The organism is Pseudomonas sp. LBUM1652, from assembly GCF_059716105.1.
Window position 1 is genome coordinate 5,138,776 of the sequence record NZ_CP166804.1, and the last position, 25,285, is coordinate 5,164,060.

25 protein-coding genes are annotated in these 25,285 nt (G+C 59.2%); 4 read left to right on the forward strand and 21 right to left on the reverse strand.

The annotated features are described in order from the left end of the window. Positions 1–92: 92 nt before the first annotated feature. The 3 genes from guaB to ACA069_RS23085 form a co-directional block, all read right to left on the reverse strand. On the reverse strand, positions 93–1,562 hold the full coding sequence (gene guaB / locus ACA069_RS23075) for an IMP dehydrogenase (protein WP_187680619.1): 1,470 nt from the start codon (positions 1,560–1,562) through the stop codon (positions 93–95). Between the two features lie 116 nt (positions 1,563–1,678). Continuing rightward, positions 1,679–2,227, reverse strand: a complete 549-nt coding sequence (locus ACA069_RS23080; RefSeq protein ID WP_187680620.1) for a sugar ABC transporter ATPase — start codon at positions 2,225–2,227, stop codon at positions 1,679–1,681. 89 nt (positions 2,228–2,316) lie between these two features. Next, positions 2,317–3,084 (reverse strand): sulfite exporter TauE/SafE family protein, encoded by a 768-nt coding sequence (locus ACA069_RS23085; RefSeq protein ID WP_497615304.1) that lies wholly within the window; start codon positions 3,082–3,084, stop codon positions 2,317–2,319. Between the two features lie 100 nt (positions 3,085–3,184). Between ACA069_RS23085 and ACA069_RS23090 the strand changes: the two genes are divergently transcribed. The 4 genes from ACA069_RS23090 (at position 3,185) to leuA (ending at position 8,434) form a co-directional block, all read left to right on the forward strand. Beyond that, positions 3,185–4,075 (forward strand): LysR family transcriptional regulator, encoded by an 891-nt coding sequence (locus tag ACA069_RS23090; RefSeq protein ID WP_489878779.1) that lies wholly within the window; start codon positions 3,185–3,187, stop codon positions 4,073–4,075. A 10-nt stretch (positions 4,076–4,085) separates the two neighbouring features. Beyond that, positions 4,086–5,465 carry an exodeoxyribonuclease VII large subunit gene (gene xseA / locus ACA069_RS23095; RefSeq protein WP_489878778.1) on the forward strand — a complete coding sequence of 460 codons (1,380 nt, stop codon included), beginning with the start codon at positions 4,086–4,088 and terminating at the stop codon, positions 5,463–5,465. A 3-nt stretch (positions 5,466–5,468) separates the two neighbouring features. Next, positions 5,469–6,290, forward strand: coding sequence for a peptidoglycan DD-metalloendopeptidase family protein (locus tag ACA069_RS23100; RefSeq protein ID WP_497615305.1), 822 nt, complete (start codon positions 5,469–5,471; stop codon positions 6,288–6,290). A 464-nt stretch (positions 6,291–6,754) separates the two neighbouring features. Then, the gene (gene leuA, locus ACA069_RS23105; protein ID WP_489878776.1) at positions 6,755–8,434 is read left to right on the forward strand and encodes a 2-isopropylmalate synthase; all 1,680 of its coding nucleotides are present in this window, start codon (positions 6,755–6,757) and stop codon (positions 8,432–8,434) included. Between the two features lie 178 nt (positions 8,435–8,612). Here leuA and ACA069_RS23110 read toward each other — a convergent pair whose 3' ends face one another. The 18 genes from ACA069_RS23110 to ACA069_RS23195 form a co-directional block, all read right to left on the reverse strand. After that, entirely contained in the window at positions 8,613–9,404 is a 792-nt protein-coding gene (locus ACA069_RS23110) for an amidohydrolase (RefSeq protein WP_497615306.1), read from the reverse strand. Next, positions 9,392–10,540 carry a pyridoxal phosphate-dependent aminotransferase gene (locus ACA069_RS23115; RefSeq protein WP_497615307.1) on the reverse strand — a complete coding sequence of 383 codons (1,149 nt, stop codon included), beginning with the start codon at positions 10,538–10,540 and terminating at the stop codon, positions 9,392–9,394. The genes ACA069_RS23110 and ACA069_RS23115 overlap by 13 nt, the downstream gene beginning before the upstream one ends. A gap of 293 nt (positions 10,541–10,833) precedes the next feature. Further along, the gene (der, locus tag ACA069_RS23120; RefSeq protein ID WP_187680628.1) at positions 10,834–12,303 is read right to left on the reverse strand and encodes a ribosome biogenesis GTPase Der; all 1,470 of its coding nucleotides are present in this window, start codon (positions 12,301–12,303) and stop codon (positions 10,834–10,836) included. Between the two features lie 139 nt (positions 12,304–12,442). Next, positions 12,443–13,594 (reverse strand): outer membrane protein assembly factor BamB, encoded by a 1,152-nt coding sequence (gene bamB, locus ACA069_RS23125; protein ID WP_187680629.1) that lies wholly within the window; start codon positions 13,592–13,594, stop codon positions 12,443–12,445. After that, the gene (locus ACA069_RS23130; protein WP_489878773.1) at positions 13,587–14,228 is read right to left on the reverse strand and encodes a YfgM family protein; all 642 of its coding nucleotides are present in this window, start codon (positions 14,226–14,228) and stop codon (positions 13,587–13,589) included. The genes bamB and ACA069_RS23130 overlap by 8 nt, the downstream gene beginning before the upstream one ends. Positions 14,229–14,269: 41 nt before the next feature. Beyond that, a complete protein-coding gene (gene hisS / locus ACA069_RS23135) occupies positions 14,270–15,559 on the reverse strand; it encodes a histidine--tRNA ligase (RefSeq protein ID WP_201236920.1) in 1,290 nt (429 codons plus the stop codon). 36 nt (positions 15,560–15,595) lie between these two features. Continuing rightward, complete coding sequence (gene ispG, locus ACA069_RS23140) at positions 15,596–16,705, reverse strand: flavodoxin-dependent (E)-4-hydroxy-3-methylbut-2-enyl-diphosphate synthase (RefSeq protein ID WP_095190527.1); 1,110 nt, start codon at positions 16,703–16,705, stop codon at positions 15,596–15,598. Between the two features lie 3 nt (positions 16,706–16,708). Next, on the reverse strand, positions 16,709–17,743 hold the full coding sequence (locus ACA069_RS23145; RefSeq protein WP_489878772.1) for a RodZ domain-containing protein: 1,035 nt from the start codon (positions 17,741–17,743) through the stop codon (positions 16,709–16,711). Next, complete coding sequence (pilW, locus tag ACA069_RS23150) at positions 17,743–18,501, reverse strand: type IV pilus biogenesis/stability protein PilW (RefSeq protein WP_187680633.1); 759 nt, start codon at positions 18,499–18,501, stop codon at positions 17,743–17,745. The genes ACA069_RS23145 and pilW overlap by 1 nt, the downstream gene beginning before the upstream one ends. Positions 18,502–18,513: 12 nt before the next feature. Beyond that, on the reverse strand, positions 18,514–19,662 hold the full coding sequence (gene rlmN / locus ACA069_RS23155; protein WP_187680634.1) for a dual-specificity RNA methyltransferase RlmN: 1,149 nt from the start codon (positions 19,660–19,662) through the stop codon (positions 18,514–18,516). Positions 19,663–19,690: 28 nt separating this feature from the next. Further along, a complete protein-coding gene (gene ndk / locus ACA069_RS23160) occupies positions 19,691–20,116 on the reverse strand; it encodes a nucleoside-diphosphate kinase (protein WP_042560926.1) in 426 nt (141 codons plus the stop codon). A gap of 89 nt (positions 20,117–20,205) precedes the next feature. Next, positions 20,206–20,406: a Fe-S cluster assembly protein IscX gene (gene iscX, locus ACA069_RS23165; protein WP_194691274.1), complete on the reverse strand. Its 201-nt coding sequence runs from the start codon at positions 20,404–20,406 to the stop codon at positions 20,206–20,208. 15 nt (positions 20,407–20,421) lie between these two features. Next, the gene (gene fdx, locus ACA069_RS23170) at positions 20,422–20,763 is read right to left on the reverse strand and encodes an ISC system 2Fe-2S type ferredoxin (protein WP_497615308.1); all 342 of its coding nucleotides are present in this window, start codon (positions 20,761–20,763) and stop codon (positions 20,422–20,424) included. After that, complete coding sequence (gene hscA / locus ACA069_RS23175) at positions 20,763–22,628, reverse strand: Fe-S protein assembly chaperone HscA (RefSeq protein ID WP_489878770.1); 1,866 nt, start codon at positions 22,626–22,628, stop codon at positions 20,763–20,765. Before hscA ends, fdx begins: the two co-directional genes overlap by 1 nt. A 51-nt stretch (positions 22,629–22,679) precedes the next feature. Further along, complete coding sequence (hscB, locus tag ACA069_RS23180) at positions 22,680–23,201, reverse strand: co-chaperone HscB (RefSeq protein WP_187680637.1); 522 nt, start codon at positions 23,199–23,201, stop codon at positions 22,680–22,682. Positions 23,202–23,209: 8 nt separating this feature from the next. After that, positions 23,210–23,533, reverse strand: a complete 324-nt coding sequence (gene iscA / locus ACA069_RS23185) for an iron-sulfur cluster assembly protein IscA (protein ID WP_157710466.1) — start codon at positions 23,531–23,533, stop codon at positions 23,210–23,212. 34 nt (positions 23,534–23,567) lie between these two features. Further along, positions 23,568–23,954, reverse strand: coding sequence for a Fe-S cluster assembly scaffold IscU (iscU, locus tag ACA069_RS23190; RefSeq protein WP_003227907.1), 387 nt, complete (start codon positions 23,952–23,954; stop codon positions 23,568–23,570). A gap of 83 nt (positions 23,955–24,037) precedes the next feature. Next, positions 24,038–25,252, reverse strand: a complete 1,215-nt coding sequence (locus ACA069_RS23195) for an IscS subfamily cysteine desulfurase (protein ID WP_187680638.1) — start codon at positions 25,250–25,252, stop codon at positions 24,038–24,040. Positions 25,253–25,285: the final 33 nt, after the last annotated feature.

Sequence of the window (25,285 nt, forward strand, 5' to 3'; positions counted from 1 at the left end):
TCTCGTCTAAGTCATTCAGAAACAGTCGTGATTCAGAAACAACTCGGGGCTGAATAAAACAGCCCCGGTTGCTTAGCTTGTTGCTTGAAGGCTCAACCTACGCGGTAGTTTGGCGCTTCTTTGGTGATCTGCACGTCGTGAACGTGGGACTCGGCCATGCCAGCGCCGGTGATCCGCACGAACTCAGGCTTGGTGCGCATTTCTTCGATGTCGGCGCTGCCGGTGTAGCCCATCGAGGAACGCAGGCCGCCCATCAACTGGTGAATGATCGCGCTCAGGGTGCCTTTGTACGGCACACGGCCTTCGATGCCTTCCGGAACGAGTTTCTCGGCGCCTGCCGAGGAGTCCTGGAAGTAACGGTCGGAAGAGCCTTGAGCCTGGGACATGGCGCCCAGCGACCCCATACCGCGATAAGCCTTGTACGAACGGCCCTGGAACAGTTCGATCTCGCCCGGCGCTTCTTCAGTACCGGCGAACATCGAGCCCATCATGACGCAGGAAGCACCGGCAACGATGGCCTTGGAAAGGTCACCGGAGAAACGGATGCCGCCGTCGGCGATCAACGGTACGCCGGTGCCTTCAAGGGCAGCAGCAACGTTGGCGATGGCACTGATTTGCGGGACGCCGACACCGGCGACGATGCGGGTGGTGCAGATCGAGCCAGGGCCGATACCGACCTTGACCGCATCGGCGCCAGCTTCGGCCAGGGCCTTGGCGGCTGCGCCGGTGGCGATGTTGCCGCCGATCACCTGCACTTCAGGGAAATTCTGTTTAACCCAGCGAACGCGGTCGATCACGCCTTTGGAGTGACCGTGAGCGGTGTCGACCACCACCACGTCCACACCGGCATTGACCAGCGCGGCTACGCGGTCACCGGTGTCTTTACCGGTACCAACGGCAGCGCCAACGCGCAGACGACCTTGATCGTCCTTGCTGGCCAGCGGATAGGCTTTGGCTTTTTCGATGTCTTTGACGGTCATCATGCCTTTGAGGGCAAACTTGTCATCGACGATCAGAACTTTTTCCAGACGGTGCTTGTGCAGCAGCTCGCGGACTTCGTTCTTGTCGGCGCCTTCGCGTACGGTGACCAGACGTTCTTTAGGCGTCATCACTTCACGGACGGTGGCATCCAGACGGGTTTCGAAACGCACGTCACGGGAAGTGACGATACCGACCAGGTCGCCATCGTGCAGTACCGGAACGCCGGAAATGTTGTGCATGCGGGTCAATTCGAACAGATCACGAACCGTGGCATCTGCCTCGATGGTAATCGGATCCTTGACGACGCCGGCTTCGAACTTCTTGACCTTGCGAACTTCGGCAGCTTGCTGCTCGATGGTCATGTTCTTGTGGATAATGCCGATGCCACCTTCCTGAGCCATGGCAATTGCCAGACGGGCTTCAGTAACGGTGTCCATTGCAGCAGAAACCAGAGGAATGTTCAGTTCGATGCCACGGGTAAGGCGGGTCTTGAGACTGACTTCGTTAGGAAGCACCTCGGAATAACCGGGCACTAGGAGAATGTCGTCGAATGTCAGAGCTTCTTGGCTGATACGCAGCATCGCGGGGGCTCCCGAGCGGGAAAATGGAAGCGCGCCATTATAGTCAGACACCCCCCGCTGTTCAACGTAAAACTCTGCTTAATATCAATGTTGCTGATGTACGGGAATCGCCGCTTCTACAGTTCCACCTTGACCCAAGAGACAGGTTGATCCAGCCAATCGGCGAATTCGTCGATAAAGCTCTGCTTGAACCCGGCTTCCAGCCAGTTGTTGAAGATGAACCCCAGGTTGGAGAACGCGCATTCCTGCAAATACAGAAAGCCGTTGATGTCGTCTTCATGTCCGCATTCCGGGCAAGTGAAGTTGTCGGTACGCCCAGGCATCCAGTCTTCCAGGCTTTCGAACAGCGCTTCACCAACTTCGCGGCGGCACTCGGCGCAACCAGCCTCTTCCAGAAATCCCTTGGCCGGGGTGTAGATGCAGCGCTTGGTGACGATTTCCAAGCCGTTGATCGGCTCGCCGAACGGCAACGCCTCAGGGTGCAGCACCACGGCGCGAGCGCCGTCAGCAATGGCGTGGGCCATGCGATTGCCGGTGCGGCCGCAGGTGGTCAGTTCTTCCTCGATGATGTTCTTGCGCACCAGCCAGCGCACGATCGCCCGGGCCCGGGGTTCGTGGACCGGCAGGGTGGAGATTTTCGGGACGATGATGCTTTGCGAATTCATGGAAAGTCCTGCGGTATGGCTTCTGACGCCTTCGCGAGCAAATCGAAGAGGCCCTAAAAGCCGGCAGCTTAATCCCTGACGAAATCCGGTCAAGTACTCAAATAGCGCCCGATCAAGGCAATGCCGCTCGCCAGCACCAACCACGTCACCAGCCGCACAAACGCCTCGCGGGACAACCGCATGGTCAAGCGCCGCCCGATCCACAACCCCAGCACCATGGCAGGCAACAGACACAGCGCCAGCATTAACAAAGGTAGTTCGGCATAAACACCGGCGATGGCGAACAGGCTCAAGCGCACCACCGTGCTGCAACTGATCAGCGCACTTTGCGTAGCCCGGGCCGCGTCTTTAGGCAGTCGGCTATTGAGATAGATAGCGTATAGAAAGCCACCACTGCCAAACAACGCTCCGAACAATCCGCCCACCGTCCCCATCGGTACCGCCCAAGCGGCTGACAGTTGCGCGGGCCGCGCTTTGACCCACAGGCTGTAAACCGCATAAGCGCTGATAAACAGCCCCATCAACAGCAACAACAGATCGGATTTGAGATTGAGCAGAAAAATCACCCCCAACGTGCAACCAACCGCCATGCACGGCAGCAATCGCAGCAATTCGGGTTTCGCCACGTCCCGCCGCGATGGCAGCAGATTGCCAAGCGCCGCGACGAAATCCAGCAGCACCAGCAACGGCACAATCTTCGACAACGGCATGAACAGAATCAGAATCGGCCCCGCCACCAGCGCCGTGCCGAAACCGGCAATGCCAAACACGATATAGGCCAGCGCGATCGCCAATCCGATCACCGCCCAGCCCTCGGCACCCCATGCCCACTCACTCAGCAGCCCCACAACGCTCATCGCTCGACTTCCTTTATAAGCCTTTGATGACTTTAGCCACCGCCGAGGGTTGCGACTAATATCTTCAAAGTCGCCAACCCATCTCGAAAAGGCATGTCTTGTGCTTTCAACCCGTCAACTGCGTTACTTCGTGGAAATCGCCGAATGCGGCAGCTTCAGTGCGGCGGCCGAGCGTTTGTTCATCGCGCAATCGGCACTGAGCCGGCAGATCAAAGACATGGAAACCCGTCTGCAAACACCGCTGTTCGAGCGCACAGCACGCCAACCCCGACTCACGGCGGCGGGTGAAGCGTTGTTACCGCGAGCGCGCAATCTGCTGATTGAGTTGAACAAGGCCAGCACCATGGCCACCGAAGTCGGCCACGGTCAACTCGGCACATTGCGCTTGAGTCACTCAAGTACCGTACCGATCAGCGGGCGATTGCTGCGCGACATCAGCACTTACCTTGATCAGCAGCAAGGCGTGTCGCTGGACATCGGCAAACTGTCGTCGGAAGCGCAACTGGAGGAACTGGCCGAAGGTCGCCTCGATATCGGCCTGCTGCGTCTGCCGGTGTTGCGTCAGCGCGAGGGTATTCAGGTTACGCCCCTGTTTACTGAACGCTTGCTGTTAGCGGTGCCGGCGAGTCATCGATTGGCTGACCTGAGAATTGTCGAACTGGCGCAATTAAAAGACGAGCCGTTCATCTCGATTCCCCATCCGCAGCGCGGTGGCCTGAGCTATTTATGCGCCGACCTGTGCATGCGCCAGGGCTTCTTCCCGAAAGCCGCGAGAGTGATGTCGCGCAAAACCACGCAATTGCAGTTGATTCAGGCGGGGTTCGGCATCGCCCTGCTGCCCGAGTCGATGCAGGACATCGCACCGTCCGGCGTAAGATTTCTACCGCTGGCAGATTCAGATTGCCAAAGCACTGTGGCCCTCGCCTATCGGCAAAATCCGACACCGCTGGTGCAACACTTCCTCCAGACATTCACCGGCGAATGCCTTTAAACTGCGCCCCATGATTAAAGATCCCTTTGCAAGACTTGGCCTGGACCGTGAAGTCCTGACCGTCAGCCAGCTCAACGGCCGCGCGCGGGTGTTGCTCGAAGACGTGTTCAGCAACATCTGGGTCGAAGGCGAAATCTCCAACCTCGCCCGCCCGGCGTCCGGCCACATCTATTTCACGCTCAAGGACAGCGGCGCGCAGGTGCGTTGCGCCTTGTTCCGTCAGAACGCTGCACGCGTGCGCCAGGCGCTGAAAGACGGCTTGGCCGTGAAGGTTCGCGGCAAGGTCTCGCTGTTCGAAGGCCGTGGTGACTATCAACTGATTCTCGACACCGTGGAGCCGGCGGGTGACGGCGCGCTGCGTCTGGCCTTCGATGCGTTGAAGGAAAAGCTCAGCGCCGAAGGCCTGTTCAGCGCCGAACGCAAAGTGCCGCTGCCGGCGCATCCGCAACGCATCGGCATCATCAGTTCGCCGACTGGCGCGGTGATCCGCGACATCATCAGCGTGTTCCGCCGCCGTGCGCCGCAGGTTCAGTTGACGTTGATTCCGACTGCCGTGCAGGGCCGCGAAGCCACTGCGCAGATCGTCCGCGCCTTGAAAATGGCCGATGCCCGCGGATTTGACGCTCTTATCCTCGCCCGTGGCGGCGGCTCGCTGGAAGACCTCTGGTGTTTCAACGAAGAGGCCGTGGCCCGCGCAGTCGATGCTTGTGTGACACCGATTGTCAGCGCCGTCGGCCATGAAACCGATGTGTCGATCAGCGACTTCGTTGCCGACGTACGCGCACCCACGCCTTCCGCTGCCGCCGAGCTGCTCGCTCCCGATTCCAGCCACCTGATCCGTCAGGTCGAAAGCCTGCATCGCCGTTTGGTCATGCGCATGCGTGACCGTTTGATGCGCGATCGTCTTCGTCTGGAAGGCATGGCCCGGCGCCTGCGCCATCCCGGCGAGCGTCTGCGCCAGCAGGCTCAGCGTCTGGACGACCTCGACATGCGTATGCGCCGGGCCTTCGAGCGTCATCTCAATACTCGACGCGAACGCCTGATTCGCCTGGAAACCCGCCTCGCCGGGCAGCATCCGGGACGGCAACTGGCGATGTTGCGCCAGCGCGTCGACAGCCTCGCCGAACGTTTGCCGCGAGCGATGCGTGAAGGCCTGAAAAACCGTCGTCTGCAACTGCACAGTCAGATGCAGACGCTGCATGTGGTCAGCCCGCTGGCAACCCTTGGCCGTGGTTACAGCATTCTGCTGGATGAGCGCGGCAACGCGATCCGCAACGCCGCGCAGACCCACACTGGCCAGCGCCTGAAAGCCAAACTCGGCGAAGGCGAACTGCAAGTGCGCGTCGAGGACAATCACCTGACGCCCGTCACCCTCTCTTTACTGGACTGATCCATGCCGCGTTTTCTGGCTCCATTGTTTTTACTCTGTCTGACCTTCAACGCCCACGCCGACAGTTACATCACCCGGCTGCTGAACAAACCGGTGCCGGGCGGCGTGGCGGTGGTTGATCTGGGCGCTGCCGCTCAAGCGCCGAAAGCCACCTATCAGGGCAAACCGGTGTTAGTGGTCAAAGAGCAGAACAATTGGCTGGCGATTGTCGGCGTGCCACTGACCGTCAAACCGGGATCGCAGCAAATCAGCACTGGCGGGCGCAATCTGCCGTTCACGGTCGGCAACAAAAAATATCCGGAGCAGCGCATCACCCTGAAGAACCCCCAACAGGTCAATCCAAACCCGGCCAACCTCAAGCGCATCGAAGGCGAACTGGCCGAGCAGATCAAGGCCTACCGCAGCTTCAGCCCGAACACGCCGAGCAACCTGTTGCTGGACAAACCGGTCAACGGGCCACTGTCGAGCAAGTTTGGTGTGCGTCGCTTCTTCAACGGCGAAGAGCGCAATCCGCACGCAGGCCTGGACTTCGCGGTGCCGGCCGGCACGCCGATCAAGACCCCGGCGGCGGGTAAGGTGATTCTGACCGGTAACTACTTCTTCAACGGCAATACGGTGTTTGTCGACCACGGTCAGGGCTTTATCAGCATGTTCTGCCATATGTCGAAGATTGATGTGAAGGTGGGTGATCAAGTGGCGCGGGGTGCAGTGGTGGGCAAGGTCGGCTCGACTGGCCGGGCGACCGGGCCGCATATGCACTGGAATATCAGCCTGAATGATGCGCGGGTGGATCCGGCGATTTTCATTGGGGCGTTCCAGCCCTGATTTATTCAGCGAGGCTTCTGGCCTCATCGCGACCAGGCTCACTCCTACAGTTGATCGTGTTCACAACACAACTCCCCCGTAGGAGTGAGCTTGCTCGCGATAGCGGCCTATTCCCCACCACAAATACCGCTGAAACCCACCTCTTTCAATTGCGCCCCCATCAAACCCTGCGCAAAAATCCAGACACTCTCTGGCTTATCACACAATAAAATCGCGCGAACCCTCTCTTTTCGAGTATTCCTCTCAATTTTTTTCGACTGCTTGCCATCCTCCCCACCCGCGGTTAGGGTTGAAAGCATGAAAACCTCTCACACCCTTATTCAGCTTCGCCAGCACCGCAGCCTGTGCCTCGTCAGCGCACGACTGCCGGGCTGAATCGCTGCGCCTCGTCCCACGCTTTTCCAAGAACATTCGTTCCACCGGCAGGCCGCCTCTTTTCGGCCCAGACAATAAGGAATTTCCCGATGAGCATGCTCAAAGATCCGTCCTCCAAGTACCGCGCGTTCCCTGTCATCAATCTGCCGGATCGCACCTGGCCGTCGAAAACCATCGACGCCGCGCCGATCTGGTGCAGCTCCGACCTGCGTGACGGCAACCAGTCGCTGATCGAGCCGATGGACGCGGTGAAAAAGCTGCGCTTCTGGAAAACCCTCGTGCAAGTGGGCGTGAAGGAAATCGAAGCCTCGTTCCCGGCAGCTTCGCAAACCGACTTCGACTTCGTGCGTACCCTGATTGAAGAAGGCCACATCCCGGACGACACCACCATTCAGGTGCTGACCCAGGGCCGTGAAGACCTGATCGAGCGCACCTTCGAATCCCTGCGTGGTGCGAAGAAAGCCATCGTTCACCTGTACAACGCCACCTCGCCTTCTTTCCGTCGCATCGTCTTCAATCAGGACAAGGACGGCATCAAGGCCATCGCGGTCAACGCCGCCAAACTGTTCGTCAAATACGCAGCGATGCAGCCGGACACCGAGTGGACCTTTGAGTACTCGCCGGAAACCTTCAGCGCCACCGAGCTGGAGTTCGCGAAGGAAGTCTGTGACGCGGTGATCGAGGTCTGGAACCCGACGCCTGAGCACAAGATGATCCTCAACCTGCCGGCCACCGTTGAGTGCGCGACCCCGAACATCTACGCCGACCAGATCGAATGGTTCGGCCGTAACATCAACCGTCGTGACAGCGTCATCATCAGCCTGCACACCCACAACGACCGTGGTACCGGCGTGGCTGCCACCGAGCTGGGCCTGATGGCCGGCGCCGACCGTGTTGAAGGCTGCCTGTTCGGCAACGGCGAGCGTACCGGTAACGTCGACCTCGTCACTGTCGCACTGAACATGTACACCCAAGGCCTCGACCCTCAACTGGACTTCTCCGACATCGACGGCGTGCGCAAAGTCGTCGAAGAGTGCAACCAGATCCAGGTTCACCCACGTCACCCGTACGTTGGCGACCTGGTCCATACCGCGTTCTCCGGCTCCCACCAAGACGCGATCCGCAAGGGCTTCTCCCAGCAGAAACCGGACGCTTTGTGGGAAGTGCCGTACTTGCCGATCGACCCGGCCGACATTGGCCGCAGCTACGAGGCGGTGATCCGCGTCAACAGCCAGTCGGGCAAGGGCGGCATCGCTTACTTGCTGGAGCAGGAGTACGGCATCAGCCTGCCGCGTCGCATGCAGATCGAGTTCAGCCAAGTCGTGCAGCGTGAAACCGACCGCCTGGGCCTGGAAATGACCGCCAAGCAGATTCACTCGCTGTTGATCAGTGAATACCTGCAAGCCAACACCCCGTACGCGCTGGTCAGCCATCGCCTGCAGGAAGAAAACGGCAACAGCGCCGTCGAAGTGGAAGTGGCGAGCAAGGGTCAGGGCGAAACCAACCTGCACTGGCGTGGCAAGGGCAACGGTGCGCTGGAAGCATTGGTGGCCGGCCTGCCGATTCCGGTGGAAATCATGGACTACAACGAACACGCGATCGGCGCGGGCACCAACGCCAAAGCAGCGGCCTACATCGAGCTGCGTGTAAATGGTGAACGTGCAGTACACGGCGTGGGCATCGATGAAAACATCACCACCGCCAGCTTCAAGGCGCTGTTCAGTGCACTGAACCGCTCGTTGAGCCAGCCGGAAGCGAAAGCGGCTTAATCGACTGCTGAAATGCAAAAGGCCCCGGAGTGCGAACTCCGGGGCCTTTTTTTGCCTGACATTTTTGTGCAGATTTCAAAGCCCCGTTCGCGAGCAGGCTCGCTCCCACAGGAGGATCGCATTCCAATGTGGGAGCGAGCCTGCTCGCGAAAGGGCCCTCCCCGTCACCGCTTGAATTTCAGGTGAATTCGAAGGTGTCGGCATCCAGATTAGCCGGGAATCTTTCGCGATAAGCCGCCAGTGGCGCCGCTTCCAGCACAACCTTGAATACGCCATCAGCCTCCCCCGCCGCCAGCAACGTCTCACCCTGGAAATCCAGCACCTGACTGTCTCCCGTGTACGCGAAACCCTTGCCATCGGTACCGACGCGATTGACCGCCGCCACGTAACAGAGGTTTTCGATGGCCCGGGCCGGCAACAGACGATTCCAGTGCAGACGACGCGCGCCGGGCCAGTTGGCGGTGTAGAGCAGCAAATCGGTGTCTTGCGCATCCCGGCTCCACACCGGGAAGCGCAGGTCATAGCAAATCAGCGGCCGAACCCGCCAGCCCTTGAGTTCGAACTGCACCTGGCGCTCGCCGGGGGTGTAATGGTTGTGCTCGCCGGCCATGCGGAACAGATGGCGCTTGTCGTAATGCAGCACTTCACCGTCGGGCCGCGCCCACAACAGGCGATTGCGATGGCTACCGTCGGCGGCCTGAATAATGACACTGCCGGTGATCACCGCGTTGAGCTTCGCCGACTGAACCCGCAGCCATTTGCTGGTCGGGCCGTTCTCGGCTTCGGCGAGGGTTTCTGATTCCATGGAAAAACCGGTGGTGAACATCTCCGGCAGGATAATCAGATCCGCCCCCCGCGCCTGCTCCAGCAACGCATCGAAATGCTCGAGATTGGCCTGACGGTCATGCCAGGCCAGGCTGGTCTGGATCAGCGCCAGATTGAGATCGGGCAACATACTCAAATCACGCATAGTTTTGCCGCCGCTTCGCGCAGCGTCTCCTCGCGTTTGGCAAAGCACAGACGCACCAGGCGCTGGCCTTCGGGTGGGCTCTGATAGAACACCGACACCGGAATGCTCGCCACGCCGTGTTCGCGGGTCATCCACATGGCCATCTCGACATCGTTCAGGTCGGGACGGATCTGCGAGTAATCGACCAGTTGGAAGTAAGTACCGGTGACCCGGGTAAAGCTGAATCGCGACGGTGCCAGCAGATCGCAGAACAGATCGCGTTTGGCCTGATAGAAGCCCGGCAACTCTTCGACGTGCTCCGGGTGCTCGGCCATGTAATCAGCCAAGGCATATTGCAGCGGCGTGACGCCGCAGAAACTCACGTACTGATGCACTTTGCGCAATTCGGCAGTCAGCGCTGGCGGCGCGACAACATAACCGGTTTTCCAGCCAGTGACGTGATAAGTCTTGCCGAACGAGCTGACCACGAAGGCGCGTTGATACAGCTCTTCGTGAGCGAGCACGCTGACATGCGGCACGCCGTCGAATACCAGATGTTCATAGACTTCATCGCTGATCAGATAGATGTCGCGATCGCGGATCAATGCGGCCAGTTGATCCAGCTCGGCACGGCTGATCAGGGCACCGCTCGGGTTGTGCGGGGTGTTGAGGACGATCATTCGCGTGCGCGGCGTGATGGCAGCGCTGAGTTGCTCGAAATCGATGGAAAAGTCGTCGCTTGCCAACTGCACATGCACGCAGCGACCGCCGGCCAGCTCCGTTGCAGGTGCATAACTGTCGTAACACGGGTCGAAGACGATGACTTCGTCGCCGCTGTGGATAACTGCCTGAATCGCACAGAAGATCGCCTGGGTCGCTCCCGGGGTCACCGTCAGTTCGCTGTCAGCATCCACGCTCACGCCATAGCTGCGGACGATTTTTGCCGCGATCTGCTCACGCAGCGCCGGCAGACCGGTCATCGGCGAATACTGGTTGTGGCCACTGGCAATATGCCAACCGACCGCATCGAGCAGGGACTGCGGGCCGTCGAAATCAGGAAAACCCTGGGACAGGTTGATGGCACCGGTCTGCGCCGCGAGCTGAGACATCTGCGTGAAAATAGTGATGCCGACATTCGGCAGCTTACTGGTGATCATCGGGGGTTCCCTGCTCAACACCCGGCTCTGACGACGGCGCGGGAGAGCCCGAGAATAGCCCATCCGGCGCCCATAAAAAAAGGGCGCCAACCGGCGCCCTTCTTCTTTGTAAAACACCGCGATACCTGTGGCGAGGGGGATTTATCCCCGATCGGCTGCGAAGCAGTCGCAAATCCGTTGAATGCGGTTTGACTGATACACCGCGGGCACAGGTTTTGGGGCTGCTGCGCAGCCCATCGGGGATAAATCCCCTCACCACAAAAGCCCCACACAAAATTGTGCAGGGCCTCGGATCACTTCTTGTCGCGGCGCTTCTTGTCGGCTTTCTTGGTGTGCGACATCATCCGACGCTTCCTGTTGACCTGGCGGTCGGTCAGCGTGTTTTTGTTGCCTTCGTACGGGTTCTCGCCGCCCTTGAACTCGATGCGGATCGGCGTACCGACCAGCTTCAGCACACGACGGTAAGTGTTTTCCAGATAGCGCACATACGACTTCGGTACTTTCTCGATCTGGTTACCGTGGATCACGATGATCGGCGGGTTTGCACCACCCAAGTGGGCGTAACGCAGCTTGATCCGGCGGTTGTTGACCATCGGTGGCGCGTGCTCCCCAACAGCGTCTTCCAGAATCTGGGTCAGACGGTTGGTCGGCCAGCGGGTGACCGCCGACTTGAACGAGTTCTGTACGGAAGCGTAGAGGTTGCCCACGCCAGTACCGTGCAGCGCCGAGATGAAGTGGATGTCGGCGTAGTCAACGAAGAACAGACGACGCTGCAGCTCGACCTTCACGAAGTCGCGTTCGCTCGGCGTCATACCGTCCCACTTGTTGATCGCGATCACCAGCGCACGACCCGACTCGATGGCAAAGCCCAGCAGGTTGAGGTCGTGATCGACCACACCTTCGCGGGCGTCCATCACGAAGATCACCACGTTGGCGTCTTTGATCGCCTGCAGGGTTTTGACCACGGAGAATTTTTCGACTTCTTCGTGGATCTTGCCGCGCTTGCGCACACCGGCGGTGTCGATCAGCGTGTACTTCTCTTCATTCCGTTCGAACGGGATGTAGATACTGTCACGGGTAGTGCCGGGCTGGTCATAGACGATTACCCGGTCTTCACCGAGCATGCGGTTGACCAGGGTCGACTTGCCAACGTTCGGACGACCGATGATGGCGATCTTGATCCCGTCTTTTTCGCTCGGGCCAGGAATGCGCTTGGCTTCCTCGCCTTCGGCAACGAGTTCTTCTTCGCCGTCTTCCGGCTCTTCTTCGTCTCTCGGGAAATCGCCCAGGGCGATTTCCAGCATCTGAGTGATGCCACGGCCGTGAGCACCCGCGATCGGAATCGCGTGCCCCATGCCCAACGGAGCAAATTCAGCGCGGGCCATTTCCGGGTCGATGTTGTCGACCTTGTTGGCAACCACGTAGGAGCGCTTGTTACGTTTGCGCAAGTGTTCGGCGATCATCTGGTCGGCGGCGGTAAAACCGGCCTTGGCATCTACCAGGAACAGCACAACATCTGCTTCTTCAATGGCCAGCAGCGACTGCTCGGCCATTTTTTCGTCCATACCGTGCTCGTCACCGGAGATACCACCGGTGTCGACCAGAATGTAGGAACGCCCTTGCCACTTGGCCTCACCGTACTGGCGATCACGGGTCAGACCGGACAAGTCGCCGACGATGGCGTCGCGAGTCCTGGTCAGGCGGTTGAACAAGGTGGATTTGCCGACGTTCGGTCGGCCCACCAGGGCGATTACGGGAACCATGCGGCTCTCCACTTCGTTATTTCAGAAAATACAAAAGCCGCTGCTAGGCAGCGGCTGGTGCTCGGGGCAACACTGTGAGGGCGAACAGGTTCACTCCCACAAGTGAAGCTGCCTGGGGTGTTATCCCCAAGCATAGTTGTTACTTGATGGTCAGGGCTTCCAGTTTGCCGCTGTTGCCATACACATAAATCGTGTCACCCACCACCAGCGGACGGGCACGCAGGCCGTCGCTGTCGATGCGCTCACGGCCGACGAAACGACCGTCAACCTGACTTAGCAGATGCAGATAACCTTCCAGGTCACCCACAGCCACGTAGCTGGAGAACACTTCCGGAGCCGACAGTTGACGGCGAGCCAGCGAGTCGTTGCTCCACAGCGCGGTGGTGGAACGCTCGTCGACGCCTTCAACGGTGCCCGAAGACAGGCTCACGTAAACACTGCCGAAACCCTGAGCAATACCGGCGTAGCTCGACGCATCGCGCTGCCAGAGTTGACGACCGCTTTCCAGATCCAGCGCCGCAACGCGACCCTGATAGCTGGCAACGTACAGTGTGCCGCCGGAAAGCAGCAGACCGCCATCGATGTCGACAACGCGCTCCAGTTCCGAACGACCCTGTGGAATCGCGATGCGTTGTTCCCACACCGGTACGCCGTTGGAAATGTCCAGAGCGACCACTTTACCGGTCGACAGACCCGCCACCGCGAGGCGGTTGGTCACCAGCGGTGCACTGGTGCCACGCAGGGTCAGAACGGCCGGAGTGCTGTCATACACCCAACGTTGAGTACCGGTGGAGGCATCCAGACCGATCAGACGATCGTCCTGAGTCTGCACCACCACCACGTCGCCGTTGTTGGCCGGCGGCGCGAGGACTTCGCTGTTCACGCGAGCACGCCACTTCTCTTCACCGTTGATGGTGTCCAGAGCGACGACTTCGCCACGCAGCGTACCGATCAGAACCAGACCGTAACCCACGCCAACGGCGCCGGAGACAGGCAGTTCGAGATCCTGTTTCCATTTCACGTCGCCGTTGCTGCGATCCATGGCCATCACCACGCCGGTCACATCGGCCGCGTAGATGGTGTCACCGTCGATCGCCGGCACCAGCATGTTGTAGGTTTCGCCCTGACCGTCACCGATCGAACGACTCCACTGCTTTTGCAGAACCACTTCTTCTTTGAAGTCGGTCAGCTCGGCCGGTGGCAATTCTTTTTTACTGTTGCTGCTGCAACCCGCGGCCAGAAGGGCCAGAGCCAGCAATGCTGCATGCTTCCAACGGATCACGTCACGCATCCCCTTTGGCCAGGTCGTCGAGCTTGATTTGAAGGCCACCGACCGCCGCTTCATCCGACAGTGCCGCCTTGGCTTTTTGATACGCCTTGTTCGCGTCATCGGTACGGCCCAGCTGCACCAGCAGGTCGCCCTTGAGTTCTTCGCGAGTGGCCAGGAACGCTTTGTCGGCATCGCCATCGAGCAGCTTCAGGGCGTCTTCGGCCTTGTTCTGCGCGCCCAGAACCTGTGCCAGACGCTGACGGGCGATTTCGCCCAGCGCCGGGTTGGCCGGTTTGTCGACGATGGCTTTCAGCTCGGTCGCCGCGTCATCCAGCTTGCCGCTGTCGACCGCAACCTTGGCCACGAACAGGCTGCCGTACTGCGCGTAGGCAGTGCCGCCGAACTCGCTGTTGAGCTTGCCGGCCAGATCCGCAACGCGGGCTGCGTCAGGCTTGCCGTCCGGGGTCAGCGTGGTTTCCAGCAGTTGCTGATAGAGCACCGAGGCGCCTTGCGACTGGTTGCCCTGATACTTGTGATAAGCCTGCCAGCCGAACACGATGACCAGCGCCAACAGGCCGCCGGTGACCAGAGGTTTGCCGTTGCGTGTCCACCAGTCTTTCAAATCCGCCAACTGTTCGTCTTCGGTACTCGACACCCCAATACTCCTTAATCGCTAAATCGGCTGTTAAGACAGCTTCAACCCTGCACGACGCAGGTGGCCAGGTGAGCGGCAAGCGCATCCCAGGCAATGCTTTGTTGTTCGCCCTGGCCACGCAGGGGTTTGAAACCTACCACTTGCTGGGCCATTTCGTCGTCACCCAGGATCAGTGCGTACAGCGCACCGCTCTTGTCGGCTTTCTTGAACTGGCTTTTGAAGCTGCCGGCGCCAGCATTGACTTGCAGACGCAGGTTTGGAAGCTGATCACGTACACGTTCGGCCAAGGCCAGACCCGCCAGCTCGGCTTCTTCACCGAAGGCGCAGAGATAGACATCGACCTGACGGGAGATTTCTTCCGGGATCTGCTCCAGGGTTTCGAGCATCAGCACCAGACGTTCGATGCCCATGGCGAAACCAACGCCGGTGGTCGGCTTGCCACCCATCTGCTCGACCAGACCGTCGTAACGGCCGCCCGCGCAAACAGTGCCCTGGGCGCCGAGCTTGTCGGTGACCCATTCGAAAACGGTTTTGCTGTAGTAATCGAGGCCACGAACCAGCTTCGGGTTGAGCACGTAAGGAATGCCAACGGCATCCAGACGGGCCTTCAGGCCTTCAAAGTGGGCACGGGATTCGTCGTCGAGGTAATCCGCCATCTTCGGCGCATCGACCAGCACGGCCTGGGTGTCGGCATTTTTGGTGTCGAGCACGCGCAGCGGGTTGGTTTTCAGGCGACGCTGGCTGTCTTCGTCGAGCTTGTCGTGGTGCGCAGAGAGGTACTCGACCAGCGCTTCACGATAACGACCACGGGACTCGCTGGTGCCGAGGCTGTTGAGTTCGAGTTTGACCGCATCACGAATGCCCAGCTCGCCCCACAGGCGCCAGGTCATGATGATCAGCTCGGCATCGATGTCCGGACCGTCGAGGTTGAACACCTCCAGACCGATCTGGTGGAACTGACGATAACGGCCTTTCTGCGGACGCTCGTGGCGGAACATCGGGCCGATGTACCAGAGCTTCTGCACTTGGCCGCCGCCGGTGATGCCATGCTCGAGCACGGCACGCACGCACGCCGCGGTGCCTTCAGGACGCAGGGTCAGGGAGTCACCGTTGCGGTCTTCGAAGGTGTACATCTCTTTTTCAACGATGTCGGTCACTTCACCGATGGAGCGCTTGAACAGCTCGGTGAACTCGACGATCGGCATGCGGATCTGCTTGTAACCGTAGTTATCCAGCAGACGCGCGACCGTGCTCTCGAAATAACGCCACAGCGGGGTCTGTTCGGGCAGGATGTCGTTCATGCCACGGATGGCTTGCAATGACTTGCTCACTATAAATCCTTAAATTCGTTCGGCTTTCAGTCAGGCTCAGCCGCGCGCGATAACCGCTGCGTCAGCTTCGACCTTCTCGGCCGCTTTCTGGCGGATCAGCCTTTCCAGCTCGTCCACCAGATTGTCATTCGTCAGTTTCTGCGACGGCTTGCCATCGATGTAAATCAGGTTTGGCGTACCGCCGGTCAAGCCGATATGGGCTTCCTTGGCTTCGCCGGGGCCGTTGACCACACAACCGATCACCGCGACATCCAGCGGCACCAGCAGGTCTTCAAGGCGCCCTTCCAGCTCGTTCATGGTCTTGACCACATCGAAGTTCTGCCGCGAGCAGCTCGGGCAGGCGATGAAGTTGATGCCACGGGAACGCAAATGCAAAGACTTGAGGATGTCGTAACCGACTTTCACTTCTTCGACCGGGTCGGCCGCCAGCGAGATGCGGATAGTATCGCCAATCCCCTCGGCGAGCAGCATACCTAGGCCCACGGCGGATTTCACTGTGCCCGAACGCAATCCACCGGCTTCGGTGATGCCCAGGTGCAGTGGCTGAACAATTTCTTTCGCCAGCAGACGGTAGGCTTCGACGGCCATAAACACGTCGGATGCCTTCACGCTGACCTTGAAGTCCTGGAAATTCAGGCGTTCGAGGTGCTCGACATGACGCAGGGCTGATTCAACCAGCGCTGCCGGGGTCGGCTCGCCGTATTTTTTTTGCAGGTCTTTTTCCAGGGACCCGGCGTTGACGCCGATGCGGATCGGGATCCCGCGATCACGGGCAGCATCAACCACGGCACGCACGCGGTCTTCACGGCCGATGTTGCCCGGATTGATGCGCAGGCAGTCCACACCCAGTTCGGCTACGCGCAAGGCGATCTTGTAGTCGAAGTGGATGTCGGCAACCAACGGCACCTTGACCAGTTGCTTGATTCTGCCGAACGCCTCGGCGGCGTCCATGTCCGGCACCGAAACGCGGACGATGTCGACGCCGGCGGCTTCCAGACGGTTGATCTGCGCCACGGTGGCGGCAACATCATTGGTGTCGCTGTTGGTCATGCTCTGCACAGCGATAGGCGCATCGCCGCCCACCGGTACGTTGCCGACCCAGATCTTGCGCGATTCGCGACGTTTGATTGGAGATTCGCCGTGCATGACTTATTGACCCAACTTCAGGCGAGCAGTCTCGCCACTGGTGAACGGAGCGATATCGACCGGCTGGCCGTTGTAGCTGACCTGTGCCGCGCGGGCCACGCCCAGACGCACGGCAAGCGGTGGTTTACCGCTAACGGAAACGTTATCGCCTTTGTGCTTCAGACCACTGAACAGTACTTTGCCGCGGCCATCGGTAACCTGTGCCCAGCAATCGGCGGTGAACTGCAGTTGCACCTGACCTTCTCCGGCGAGCGGTGCGGTCGCTTCTGCGATTGGTGCAGGCGTCGCAGGAACAACCGGTGCGGTGACGGTCGGCGCTGGAGTGGCCGGTACGTTCGTAGCCGGGGTGGCGACCACTGGCGCGGGCGTATGAACCGGTGCAGTTGGCGTTGCAACGGGAGCAGCCGGTGCCGTTGGAGCGGTTACCGGAGCGGCAGGCTCGGCGCCGGTCGATTCAGCGGTAGTTTCCGATTGCGGCAGCGCCAGAGCGGTTGCGCCCTCGGCCTGATTTTCGGCGACGGCTTGATCTTCCGGCTCATCGATCGGGTGAATCTGCGTGGTGCCATCGGCGCCTTCGACTTCGACGTGCTCCGGAGCCAGGCTGGTCAAGTCTTTGCTGCGCTGCGAAGTCTGATCCTGCCACCAGACGAAACCACCGCCGATGACCGCGATCAGCAACAGCAGGCTGACGATACGCAAAATGGTGTGAGAAACACGCACCGGCTCTTCGATACGACCGAGCGCATGGACATTGCTGCCCTGGGAGTCGGTTCCGGTGGACTGGTCGAACTGTTGAACCAGAACGGTCTGGTCCATGCCGAGCAACTTGGCATAGGCGCGAATGTAACCGCGAGCGAAGGTATGCCCCGGCAGCTTGTCGAAAGCGCCGGCTTCAAGATTACTCAGGGAAGTCACGGTGAGGTTGAGCTTGAGGGCCACTTCGGCCAGCGACCAGCCATTGCTTTCGCGTGCCTGGCGCAGGGTCTCACCGGGGTTAACGCGATTCGCTGCTACAACTTCGGGATGCGCCGCTTTCATCATTGCTCCGACAGGTATTGCTGATATTCCGGCGTACCGGGATAGAGTCGTTTTAATTGCAGGCCATAACTGGCGGCCTTGTCGCGATTTTCAAACACTTTTGCCAGCCGAACACCGAGCAATAGACTACGTGCATTTTGTTCGGTAAGCAGGCTGAAACGGTCGTAATAGTCACGTGCGGGCACATAATGCCTGTCTTCGAATGACAACTCAGCCATTTCGAGCAGCGCGCGCGGTTGTTGACGGTTCAGTCGCAGGGCTTTTTCCAGCTGCTGCTGCGCCAGATCGCGCTGCCCCAGCTTCGATGCGGTCATGCCGAGGTTTTCGAACACACGCGAACGCTCAGGATACAGGGTATCGGCGGCGGCCTGTTCAAAACGCTCGTAGGCTTCCTTGTAACGCTGTTCTTCGTAGAGAAAACTGCCGTAGTTGTTGAGGATGCGCGCATCGGAGGGGCGACCGGACAAGGCCTTGCGGAAGTGCTCGTCAGCCAGTTTCGGCTCCATTTCGGCCTGAAACACCAGCCCGAGGGCAGCATTGGCGTCAGGATCCGAGTCGTCCAGATCCAGCGCCTTCTTCAACGGCACCTTGGCCCGCTCGGTCATGCCTTGCTGCAAGTATCCCAGCCCCAACTGCACATAGGCAGCGCGCGCCTCGTCGCGGCCCTTGCTGGTCTTCATCGGGTTGTAGTCACCCGACAGAACACAACCAGCACACAGGCTGGCCAACAGCAACAGCAGCGCAAAGCGCAGGGACATAGAGATCCTCTCTTAGTTAGTGTTCGCAGCGTTCTGTGCCAGATCGCCGTCGGCGTTCAACTCACGCACGGCGATGTAACGTTCGCTGCGGCGGGTGCGATCCAGCACCTGCCCTACCAATTGACCACAAGCGGCGTCGATGTCTTCACCACGGGTGGTGCGCACGGTGACGTTGAAACCGGCCTGATGCAGCTGATCCTGGAACCTGCGGATAGCGTTGTTGCTAGGCCGCTCGTACCCGGAATGCGGGAACGGGTTGAACGGGATCAGGTTGATCTTGCACGGAATGTTCTTCAGCAACTCGATCATTTCCACCGCATGCTCAACTTTATCGTTGATGTCCTTGAGCAAGGTGTACTCGATGGTCAGCACACGCTTCTCGCCAAGGGCGGACATGTAGCGCTGGCACGACTCGAGCAGCATCTTAAGCGGATATTTCTTGTTGATCGGCACCAATTGGTTACGCAATGCGTCATTCGGTGCGTGCAGGGACAACGCCAGGGAGACGTCGATGTGCTTGGCCAGCTCATCGATCATCGGCACCACACCAGACGTGGACAGGGTCACGCGGCGCTTGGAGATCCCGTAGCCGAGGTCATCCATCATCAGATGCATGGCGGCCACGACGTTGTCGAAGTTCAGCAGCGGCTCACCCATGCCCATCATCACCACGTTGGTGATGGCACGGTCGACGGTTGCCGGGACGCTGCCGAAAGATTTGTTGGCAATCCACACCTGTCCGATGACTTCGGCGGCGGTGAGGTTGCTATTGAAGCCTTGCTTGCCGGTGGAGCAGAAACTGCAGTCCAGGGCACAGCCTGCCTGGGACGAAACGCATAGAGTGCCGCGTTTGCCCTGGGGAATGTACACGGTCTCGACACAGCTGCCGGACGCCACGCGCACCACCCACTTACGGGTGCCGTCGCTGGAAATGTCCTCGCTGACCACTTCAGGACCACGGACCTCAGCAATAGCCTTGAGCTTGTCGCGCAAGGCCTTGCTGACGTTCGTCATGGCGTCGAAATCATCGACACCAAAGTGGTGAATCCATTTCATTACCTGACCAGCACGGAAACGCTTCTCCCCGATTGAGTCGAAGAATTTTTCCATTTCCTGTTGAGTCAGACCCAGCAGGTTGGTTTTTACAGTCGATGTAGTCATGGATTCACCTTCACTCTTAAGCCAATGCTTAGCGAGTGGTTACTTCAGTAGCTGCGAAGAAGTACGAGATTTCACGAGCAGCTGCGGCTTCGGAGTCCGAACCGTGAACAGCGTTGGCGTCGATGGAATCAGCGAAATCAGCGCGGATGGTGCCGGCAGCAGCTTCTTTAGGGTTGGTAGCGCCCATCAGCTCACGGTTCAGAGCGATAGCGTTTTCGCCTTCCAGAACCTGAACAACAACTGGACCGGAGATCATGAAGGAAACCAGATCGCCGAAGAAACCACGAGCGCTGTGCTCAGCGTAGAAGCCTTCAGCTTCAGCTTTGGACAGTTGCTTCAGTTTCGAAGCTACAACGCGCAGGCCTGCTTTTTCGAAACGAGTGGTGATCTCGCCGATGACGTTTTTTGCAACTGCGTCAGGCTTGATGATGGAGAAAGTACGTTGAACAGCCATGGTGTAACTCCAGAAACGGTAATTTGCGAAAAATTAAACCCGCGAATTATACGCGGGTTCTTTGGTATTGCCTAACCTGTAGCGTGGGCTCAGTCGAGCTCTTCGATCCAGTAGGCCTGAATGGCCTCCAAAACTTTCTCGCCACTGCGATCCGGCGCATCATCGAACTCGGGCAATTCCATCACCCATTTGCGCAGATCGACGAAGTTAAGCGATCTTGGATCAACATCCGGCTTGCTTTCTGCCAGCTGGATAGCGATTTCCTGCACATCAACCCATTTCAGACTCATGTCAGCTTCCTTGAATCAGTGCGGCGCTTCGGCAGCATGGTTGAGCGAGTATTTCGGAATTTCAACGGTCAGGTCTTCAGTCCCGACAATCGCCTGACAGCCTAGACGCGATTGCGCTTCCAGACCCCAGGCCCGATCAAGAAAATCTTCTTCCAACTCATCCGCTTCTTCCAGCGAGTCAAAGCCTTCACGAATGATGCAGTGACAAGTAGTGCAAGCGCAGACGCCACCACAGGCGCTTTCCATATCGATATGGTGTTCGTGGGCCAGCTCGAGAATGGAAGTCCCCGGCTCAGCCTCCACAACCATGCCATCCGGGCAGAACTTCTCGTGGGGCAGAAAAATGACCTGCGGCATCAGATATCCTCGATTTCATTCAGATTGCGCCCCGACAGAGCGGCTTTCACCGTCAGATCCATGCGGCGGGCAGCAAAAGCATCGGTCACTTGCGACAGACGCTTGGTCTGCTGCTCGATGGCGTAACCATCAGTACCTTTCATCAGTTCGGTCAGTTCCTGCACTTGCATGTCGATGACCATGCGCTCTTCGGCGTCGAGCAAACGCTCGCCATCAGCCTCCAGAGCGCCCTGCACCGCCTCGATCAGGCGCTGGGCATCAACTTGCTGCTCGCGCAGGACACGGGCGACCTTGTCGTCATTGGCATGCTGGAACGAATCTTTCAGCATCTTGGCGATTTCGCCGTCGGTCAGACCGTAGGACGGCTTGACCTGAATGCTCGCCTCGACGCCCGAACCCAGTTCACGAGCGGAAACACTGAGCAGACCGTCGGCATCGACCTGGAAGGTCACGCGAATCTTCGCCGCACCGGCCACCATTGCTGGAATGCCACGCAATTCAAAGCGCGCCAGCGAGCGGCAATCGCTGATCAGCTCGCGTTCGCCCTGCAATACGTGGATCGCCATGGCCGACTGGCCGTCTTTATAAGTGGTGAAATCTTGTGCGCGAGCGACAGGGATGGTGGTGTTACGCGGAATCACCTTCTCCATCAGGCCGCCCATGGTTTCCAGCCCCAGGGACAACGGAATCACGTCGAGCAGCAGCAGTTCGCCGCCATCGCGCTTGTTGCCAGCCAGGGTATCGGCCTGGATCGCGGCCCCGATGGCCACCACTTGATCCGGATCGATTTCAGTCAACGGCTGACGACCGAACGCTTCGGCGACGGCTTCACGAACACGAGGAACGCGAGTCGAACCGCCGACCATGACCACGGCGTGTACATCATCCAGCTCGACGCCGGAATCGCGAACGGCGCGGCGGCAGGCTTTCAGGCTACGCGCGACCATCGGCTCGATCAGCGCATCGAAGGCTTCGCGGGTCAGCTGTGCTTTCCAGTCGCCATAGGCAACTTCAACACTGGCCGCATCGGTCAGGGCTTCTTTGGCCGCGCAGGCGGTTTGCAGCAGATTACGTTGTGCGCCCGGATCGAGATCGGCGGACAGACCCGCACTATCGATGATCCAGCCGGCAATCGCGTGATCGAAGTCATCGCCGCCCAGCGCGCTATCGCCGCCGGTGGCCAGGACTTCGAAAACACCGCCAGTCAGACGCAAAATCGAAATATCGAAGGTGCCGCCGCCCAAGTCATAAATCGCTACGAGGCCTTCAGCGTGCTGATCCAGACCGTAAGCCACAGCGGCGGCGGTCGGCTCATTGAGCAGGCGCAGCACATTCAGACCAGCGAGTTTCGCCGCATCCTTGGTGGCCTGGCGCTGGGCGTCGTCGAAATACGCCGGAACGGTGATTACCGCGCCGACCAGTTCGCCACCCAACGTCGCTTCAGCACGCTGACGCAACACCTTGAGGATATCGGCGGAAACTTCGACTGGGCTTTTCGGGCCTTGCACGGTGTCGATGAACGGCATGTGCGACTCGCCACCGACAAAGCGGTATGGCAGTTGCTCGCCCAATTGCTTGACGTCGGACAGACCACGACCCATCAAGCGCTTGACCGACAGCACGGTGTTCAAAGGATCGGAAGCGGCGGCCAGCTTGGCCGACTCGCCGACTTCGACGCGATCGGCGTGGTAACGCACGGCAGACGGCAGGATGACCTGCCCGTCAGCGTCGGCCAATGGCTCGGAAAGACCACTGCGCAACGCAGCGACCAGCGAATTGGTAGTGCCCAAGTCGATCCCCACAGCCAGACGACGCTGGTGCGGTTGAGGACTTTGGCCGGGTTCGGCGATCTGCAGTAGGGCCATCGTGATCAGGACTTATCTGTATATCAGGCGTGCGACCGGAGCGGCACTGGGTTAATCGTCGAGGCGCTCTTCTAACTGGCGCACTTCGTAGGTGAGCTTGTCGAGGAATTGCATGCGTCGCATCAGGCGTTCGGCCTGTTCGCGTTGCGCTGCATCATCCCAACAGGCTGCGAAGCTTTCGTTGAGTTCTTCCTGAGCCACTTTCAAGCGACGCTTGAACACCGCGACACCGTCCAGATCGGCGCTGTCCTGGAGGTCTTCGAGCTCTTCGCGCCACTGCATCTGCTGCAGAAGAAACTCGGGGTCGTGAACCGTGACTTCCATCGGCACTTCATGACCGCTGACTTTCAGCAGATAGCGCGCACGCTGCGGCGGGCTCTTGAGCGTCTGATAAGCATCGTTGAGCCGCGCAGACTGCTCGAGCGCCGACCGCTGCTCGCGCTCGGAAGCGTCGGCAAAACGGTCAGGATGAACGCCGCGCGCCAACTCACGGTAGCGCGTGGCCAACTGCTCGAGATCCAGACGGAAGCTCGGTTGCAGCTCGAATAAAGCGAAATGACAAGGAATACCCACGACAAGCCTCAGATGTTGAAGCTTTCGCCGCAGCCACATTCACCGCGCACGTTGGGGTTGTTGAACTTGAAGCCTTCGTTCAACCCTTCCTTGACGAAATCGAGTTCGGTGCCGTCCAGGTAGGCCAGGCTTTTCGGGTCGATGATCACTTTCTCGCCGTGACTTTCGAACACCTGATCCTCTTCAACCACCTCGTCGACAAACTCCAGCACGTAGGCAAGGCCGGAACAACCTGTGGTGCGAACACCCAGACGAATCCCTTCACCTTTGCCGCGCCCGTTGAGGGAGCGTCGCACGTGCTGAGCAGCCGCTTCTGTCATGCTGATAGCCATCGTTGACTCCTTACTCGTCGCCAAATCCAGAAAGTCAGATCAAGCCTTTCTTCTGCTTGTAATCGCGAACAGCCGCTTTGATAGCGTCTTCAGCCAGTACCGAGCAGTGAATTTTCACTGGCGGCAGGGCCAATTCTTCGGCCAGCTGGGTGTTCTTGATGGTTTCGGCTTCGTCCAGGGTCTTGCCCTTCATCCACTCGGTGGCGAGGGAGCTGGAAGCGATTGCCGAACCGCAGCCGTAGGTCTTGAACTTGGCGTCTTCGATAACGCCCTGATCGTTGACCTTGATTTGCAGGCGCATGACATCGCCGCACGCCGGAGCGCCGACCATGCCAGTACCGACATCCGGGTCTTCCGCGTTCATCTTGCCGACGTTGCGCGGGTTTTCGTAGTGGTCGATGACCTTTTCGCTGTAAGCCATGATGCTTAATCCTCACTCATCAGAGAGTCGCTCTTTAAGCCCTGCAACCGTGGGGCGCAGGGCCGGTTCGCGGCGACTTGAAATCAGTGTGCCGCCCACTCGATTTTCGAAATGTCGACACCGTCTTTGTACATGTCCCACAGCGGCGACAGAGCGCGCAGCTTGGTAACGGCCTCGCAGACTTTCTGCGCGGCGTAGTCGATTTCTTCTTCGGTGGTGAAACGGCCGAAGGTGAAGCGGATCGAGCTGTGCGCCAGTTCGTCGTTGCGGCCCAGGGCGCGCAGTACGTACGAAGGCTCAAGCGATGCCGAGGTGCAGGCGGAACCGGACGAAACCGCCAGATCCTTGAGTGCCATGATCAGCGACTCGCCTTCAACGTAGTTGAAGCTCAGGTTCAGGTTGTGCGGAACGCGGGCGATCAGGCTGCCGTTGACGTACAGCTCTTCCAGATGCTCGACCTGCTTGTAGAAACGGTCGCTCAAGGCTTGGATACGAACGTTTTCAGCAGCCATATCTTCTTTAGCTACACGGAACGCCTCGCCCATACCAACGATCTGGTGAGTCGCCAGGGTGCCGGAACGCATGCCACGCTCGTGACCGCCACCGTGCATGGTCGCTTCGATGCGCACACGCGGCTTGCGGCTGACGTACAGCGCGCCAATGCCTTTAGGGCCGTAGGTTTTGTGGGCAGAGAACGACATCATGTCGACTTTCAGCTTCTGCAGGTCGATCTCGACCTTGCCAGTGGACTGAGCAGCGTCAACGTGGAAAAGGATGCCCTTCGAACGAAGCAGCTCGCCGATGGCGGCGATATCGTTGACGGTACCGATTTCGTTGTTCACGTGCATGGCCGACACGAGGATGGTGTCTTCGCGCAAAGCGGCTTCGATCATGGCCGGAGTGATCAGACCGTCTTCAGTCGGATCAAGGTAGGTGACTTCAAAACCTTCACGCTCGAGTTGGCGCATGGTGTCGAGGACAGCCTTGTGCTCGATCTTGGAGGTGATCAGGTGCTTGCCCTTGGAGGCGTAGAAATGTGCCGCACCCTTGATTGCCAGGTTGTTGGACTCGGTGGCGCCGGACGTCCAGACGATTTCACGCGGATCAGCGTTGACCAGATCGGCCACCTGACGACGAGCGTTTTCGACGGACTCTTCAGCTTTCCAGCCGAACACGTGGGAACGGGAAGCCGGGTTACCGAAGTTTCCGTCGACCAGCAGGCATTCACTCATTTTTTGCGCAACGCGCGGATCGACCGGGGTGGTCGCAGAGTAATCAAGGTAAATCGGCAATTTCATGGACTATCTCCTAAATCAGGCTGGCTGGCGTGC

Bases quoted from the DNA above. Each gene is read 5' to 3' on its own strand.
- guaB (WP_187680619.1), bottom strand. From the start codon at position 1,562: ATGCTGCGTATCAGCCAAGAAGCTCTGACATTCGACGACATTCTCCTA.
- ACA069_RS23080 (WP_187680620.1), bottom strand. From the start codon at position 2,227: ATGAATTCGCAAAGCATCATCGTCCCGAAAATCTCCACCCTGCCGGTC.
- ACA069_RS23085 (WP_497615304.1), bottom strand. From the start codon at position 3,084: ATGAGCGTTGTGGGGCTGCTGAGTGAGTGGGCATGGGGTGCCGAGGGC.
- xseA (WP_489878778.1), top strand. From the start codon at position 4,086: ATGATTAAAGATCCCTTTGCAAGACTTGGCCTGGACCGTGAAGTCCTG.
- ACA069_RS23100 (WP_497615305.1), top strand. From the start codon at position 5,469: ATGCCGCGTTTTCTGGCTCCATTGTTTTTACTCTGTCTGACCTTCAAC.
- leuA (WP_489878776.1), top strand. From the start codon at position 6,755: ATGAGCATGCTCAAAGATCCGTCCTCCAAGTACCGCGCGTTCCCTGTC.
- ACA069_RS23110 (WP_497615306.1), bottom strand. From the start codon at position 9,404: ATGCGTGATTTGAGTATGTTGCCCGATCTCAATCTGGCGCTGATCCAG.
- ACA069_RS23115 (WP_497615307.1), bottom strand. From the start codon at position 10,540: ATGATCACCAGTAAGCTGCCGAATGTCGGCATCACTATTTTCACGCAG.
- der (WP_187680628.1), bottom strand. From the start codon at position 12,303: ATGGTTCCCGTAATCGCCCTGGTGGGCCGACCGAACGTCGGCAAATCC.
- bamB (WP_187680629.1), bottom strand. From the start codon at position 13,594: ATGCGTGACGTGATCCGTTGGAAGCATGCAGCATTGCTGGCTCTGGCC.
- ispG (WP_095190527.1), bottom strand. From the start codon at position 16,705: ATGCACGGCGAATCTCCAATCAAACGTCGCGAATCGCGCAAGATCTGG.
- ACA069_RS23145 (WP_489878772.1), bottom strand. From the start codon at position 17,743: ATGAAAGCGGCGCATCCCGAAGTTGTAGCAGCGAATCGCGTTAACCCC.
- pilW (WP_187680633.1), bottom strand. From the start codon at position 18,501: ATGTCCCTGCGCTTTGCGCTGCTGTTGCTGTTGGCCAGCCTGTGTGCT.
- rlmN (WP_187680634.1), bottom strand. From the start codon at position 19,662: ATGACTACATCGACTGTAAAAACCAACCTGCTGGGTCTGACTCAACAG.
- ndk (WP_042560926.1), bottom strand. From the start codon at position 20,116: ATGGCTGTTCAACGTACTTTCTCCATCATCAAGCCTGACGCAGTTGCA.
- iscX (WP_194691274.1), bottom strand. From the start codon at position 20,406: ATGAGTCTGAAATGGGTTGATGTGCAGGAAATCGCTATCCAGCTGGCA.
- fdx (WP_497615308.1), bottom strand. From the start codon at position 20,763: ATGCCGCAGGTCATTTTTCTGCCCCACGAGAAGTTCTGCCCGGATGGC.
- hscA (WP_489878770.1), bottom strand. From the start codon at position 22,628: ATGGCCCTACTGCAGATCGCCGAACCCGGCCAAAGTCCTCAACCGCAC.
- iscA (WP_157710466.1), bottom strand. From the start codon at position 23,533: ATGGCTATCAGCATGACAGAAGCGGCTGCTCAGCACGTGCGACGCTCC.
- iscU (WP_003227907.1), bottom strand. From the start codon at position 23,954: ATGGCTTACAGCGAAAAGGTCATCGACCACTACGAAAACCCGCGCAAC.
- ACA069_RS23195 (WP_187680638.1), bottom strand. From the start codon at position 25,252: ATGAAATTGCCGATTTACCTTGATTACTCTGCGACCACCCCGGTCGAT.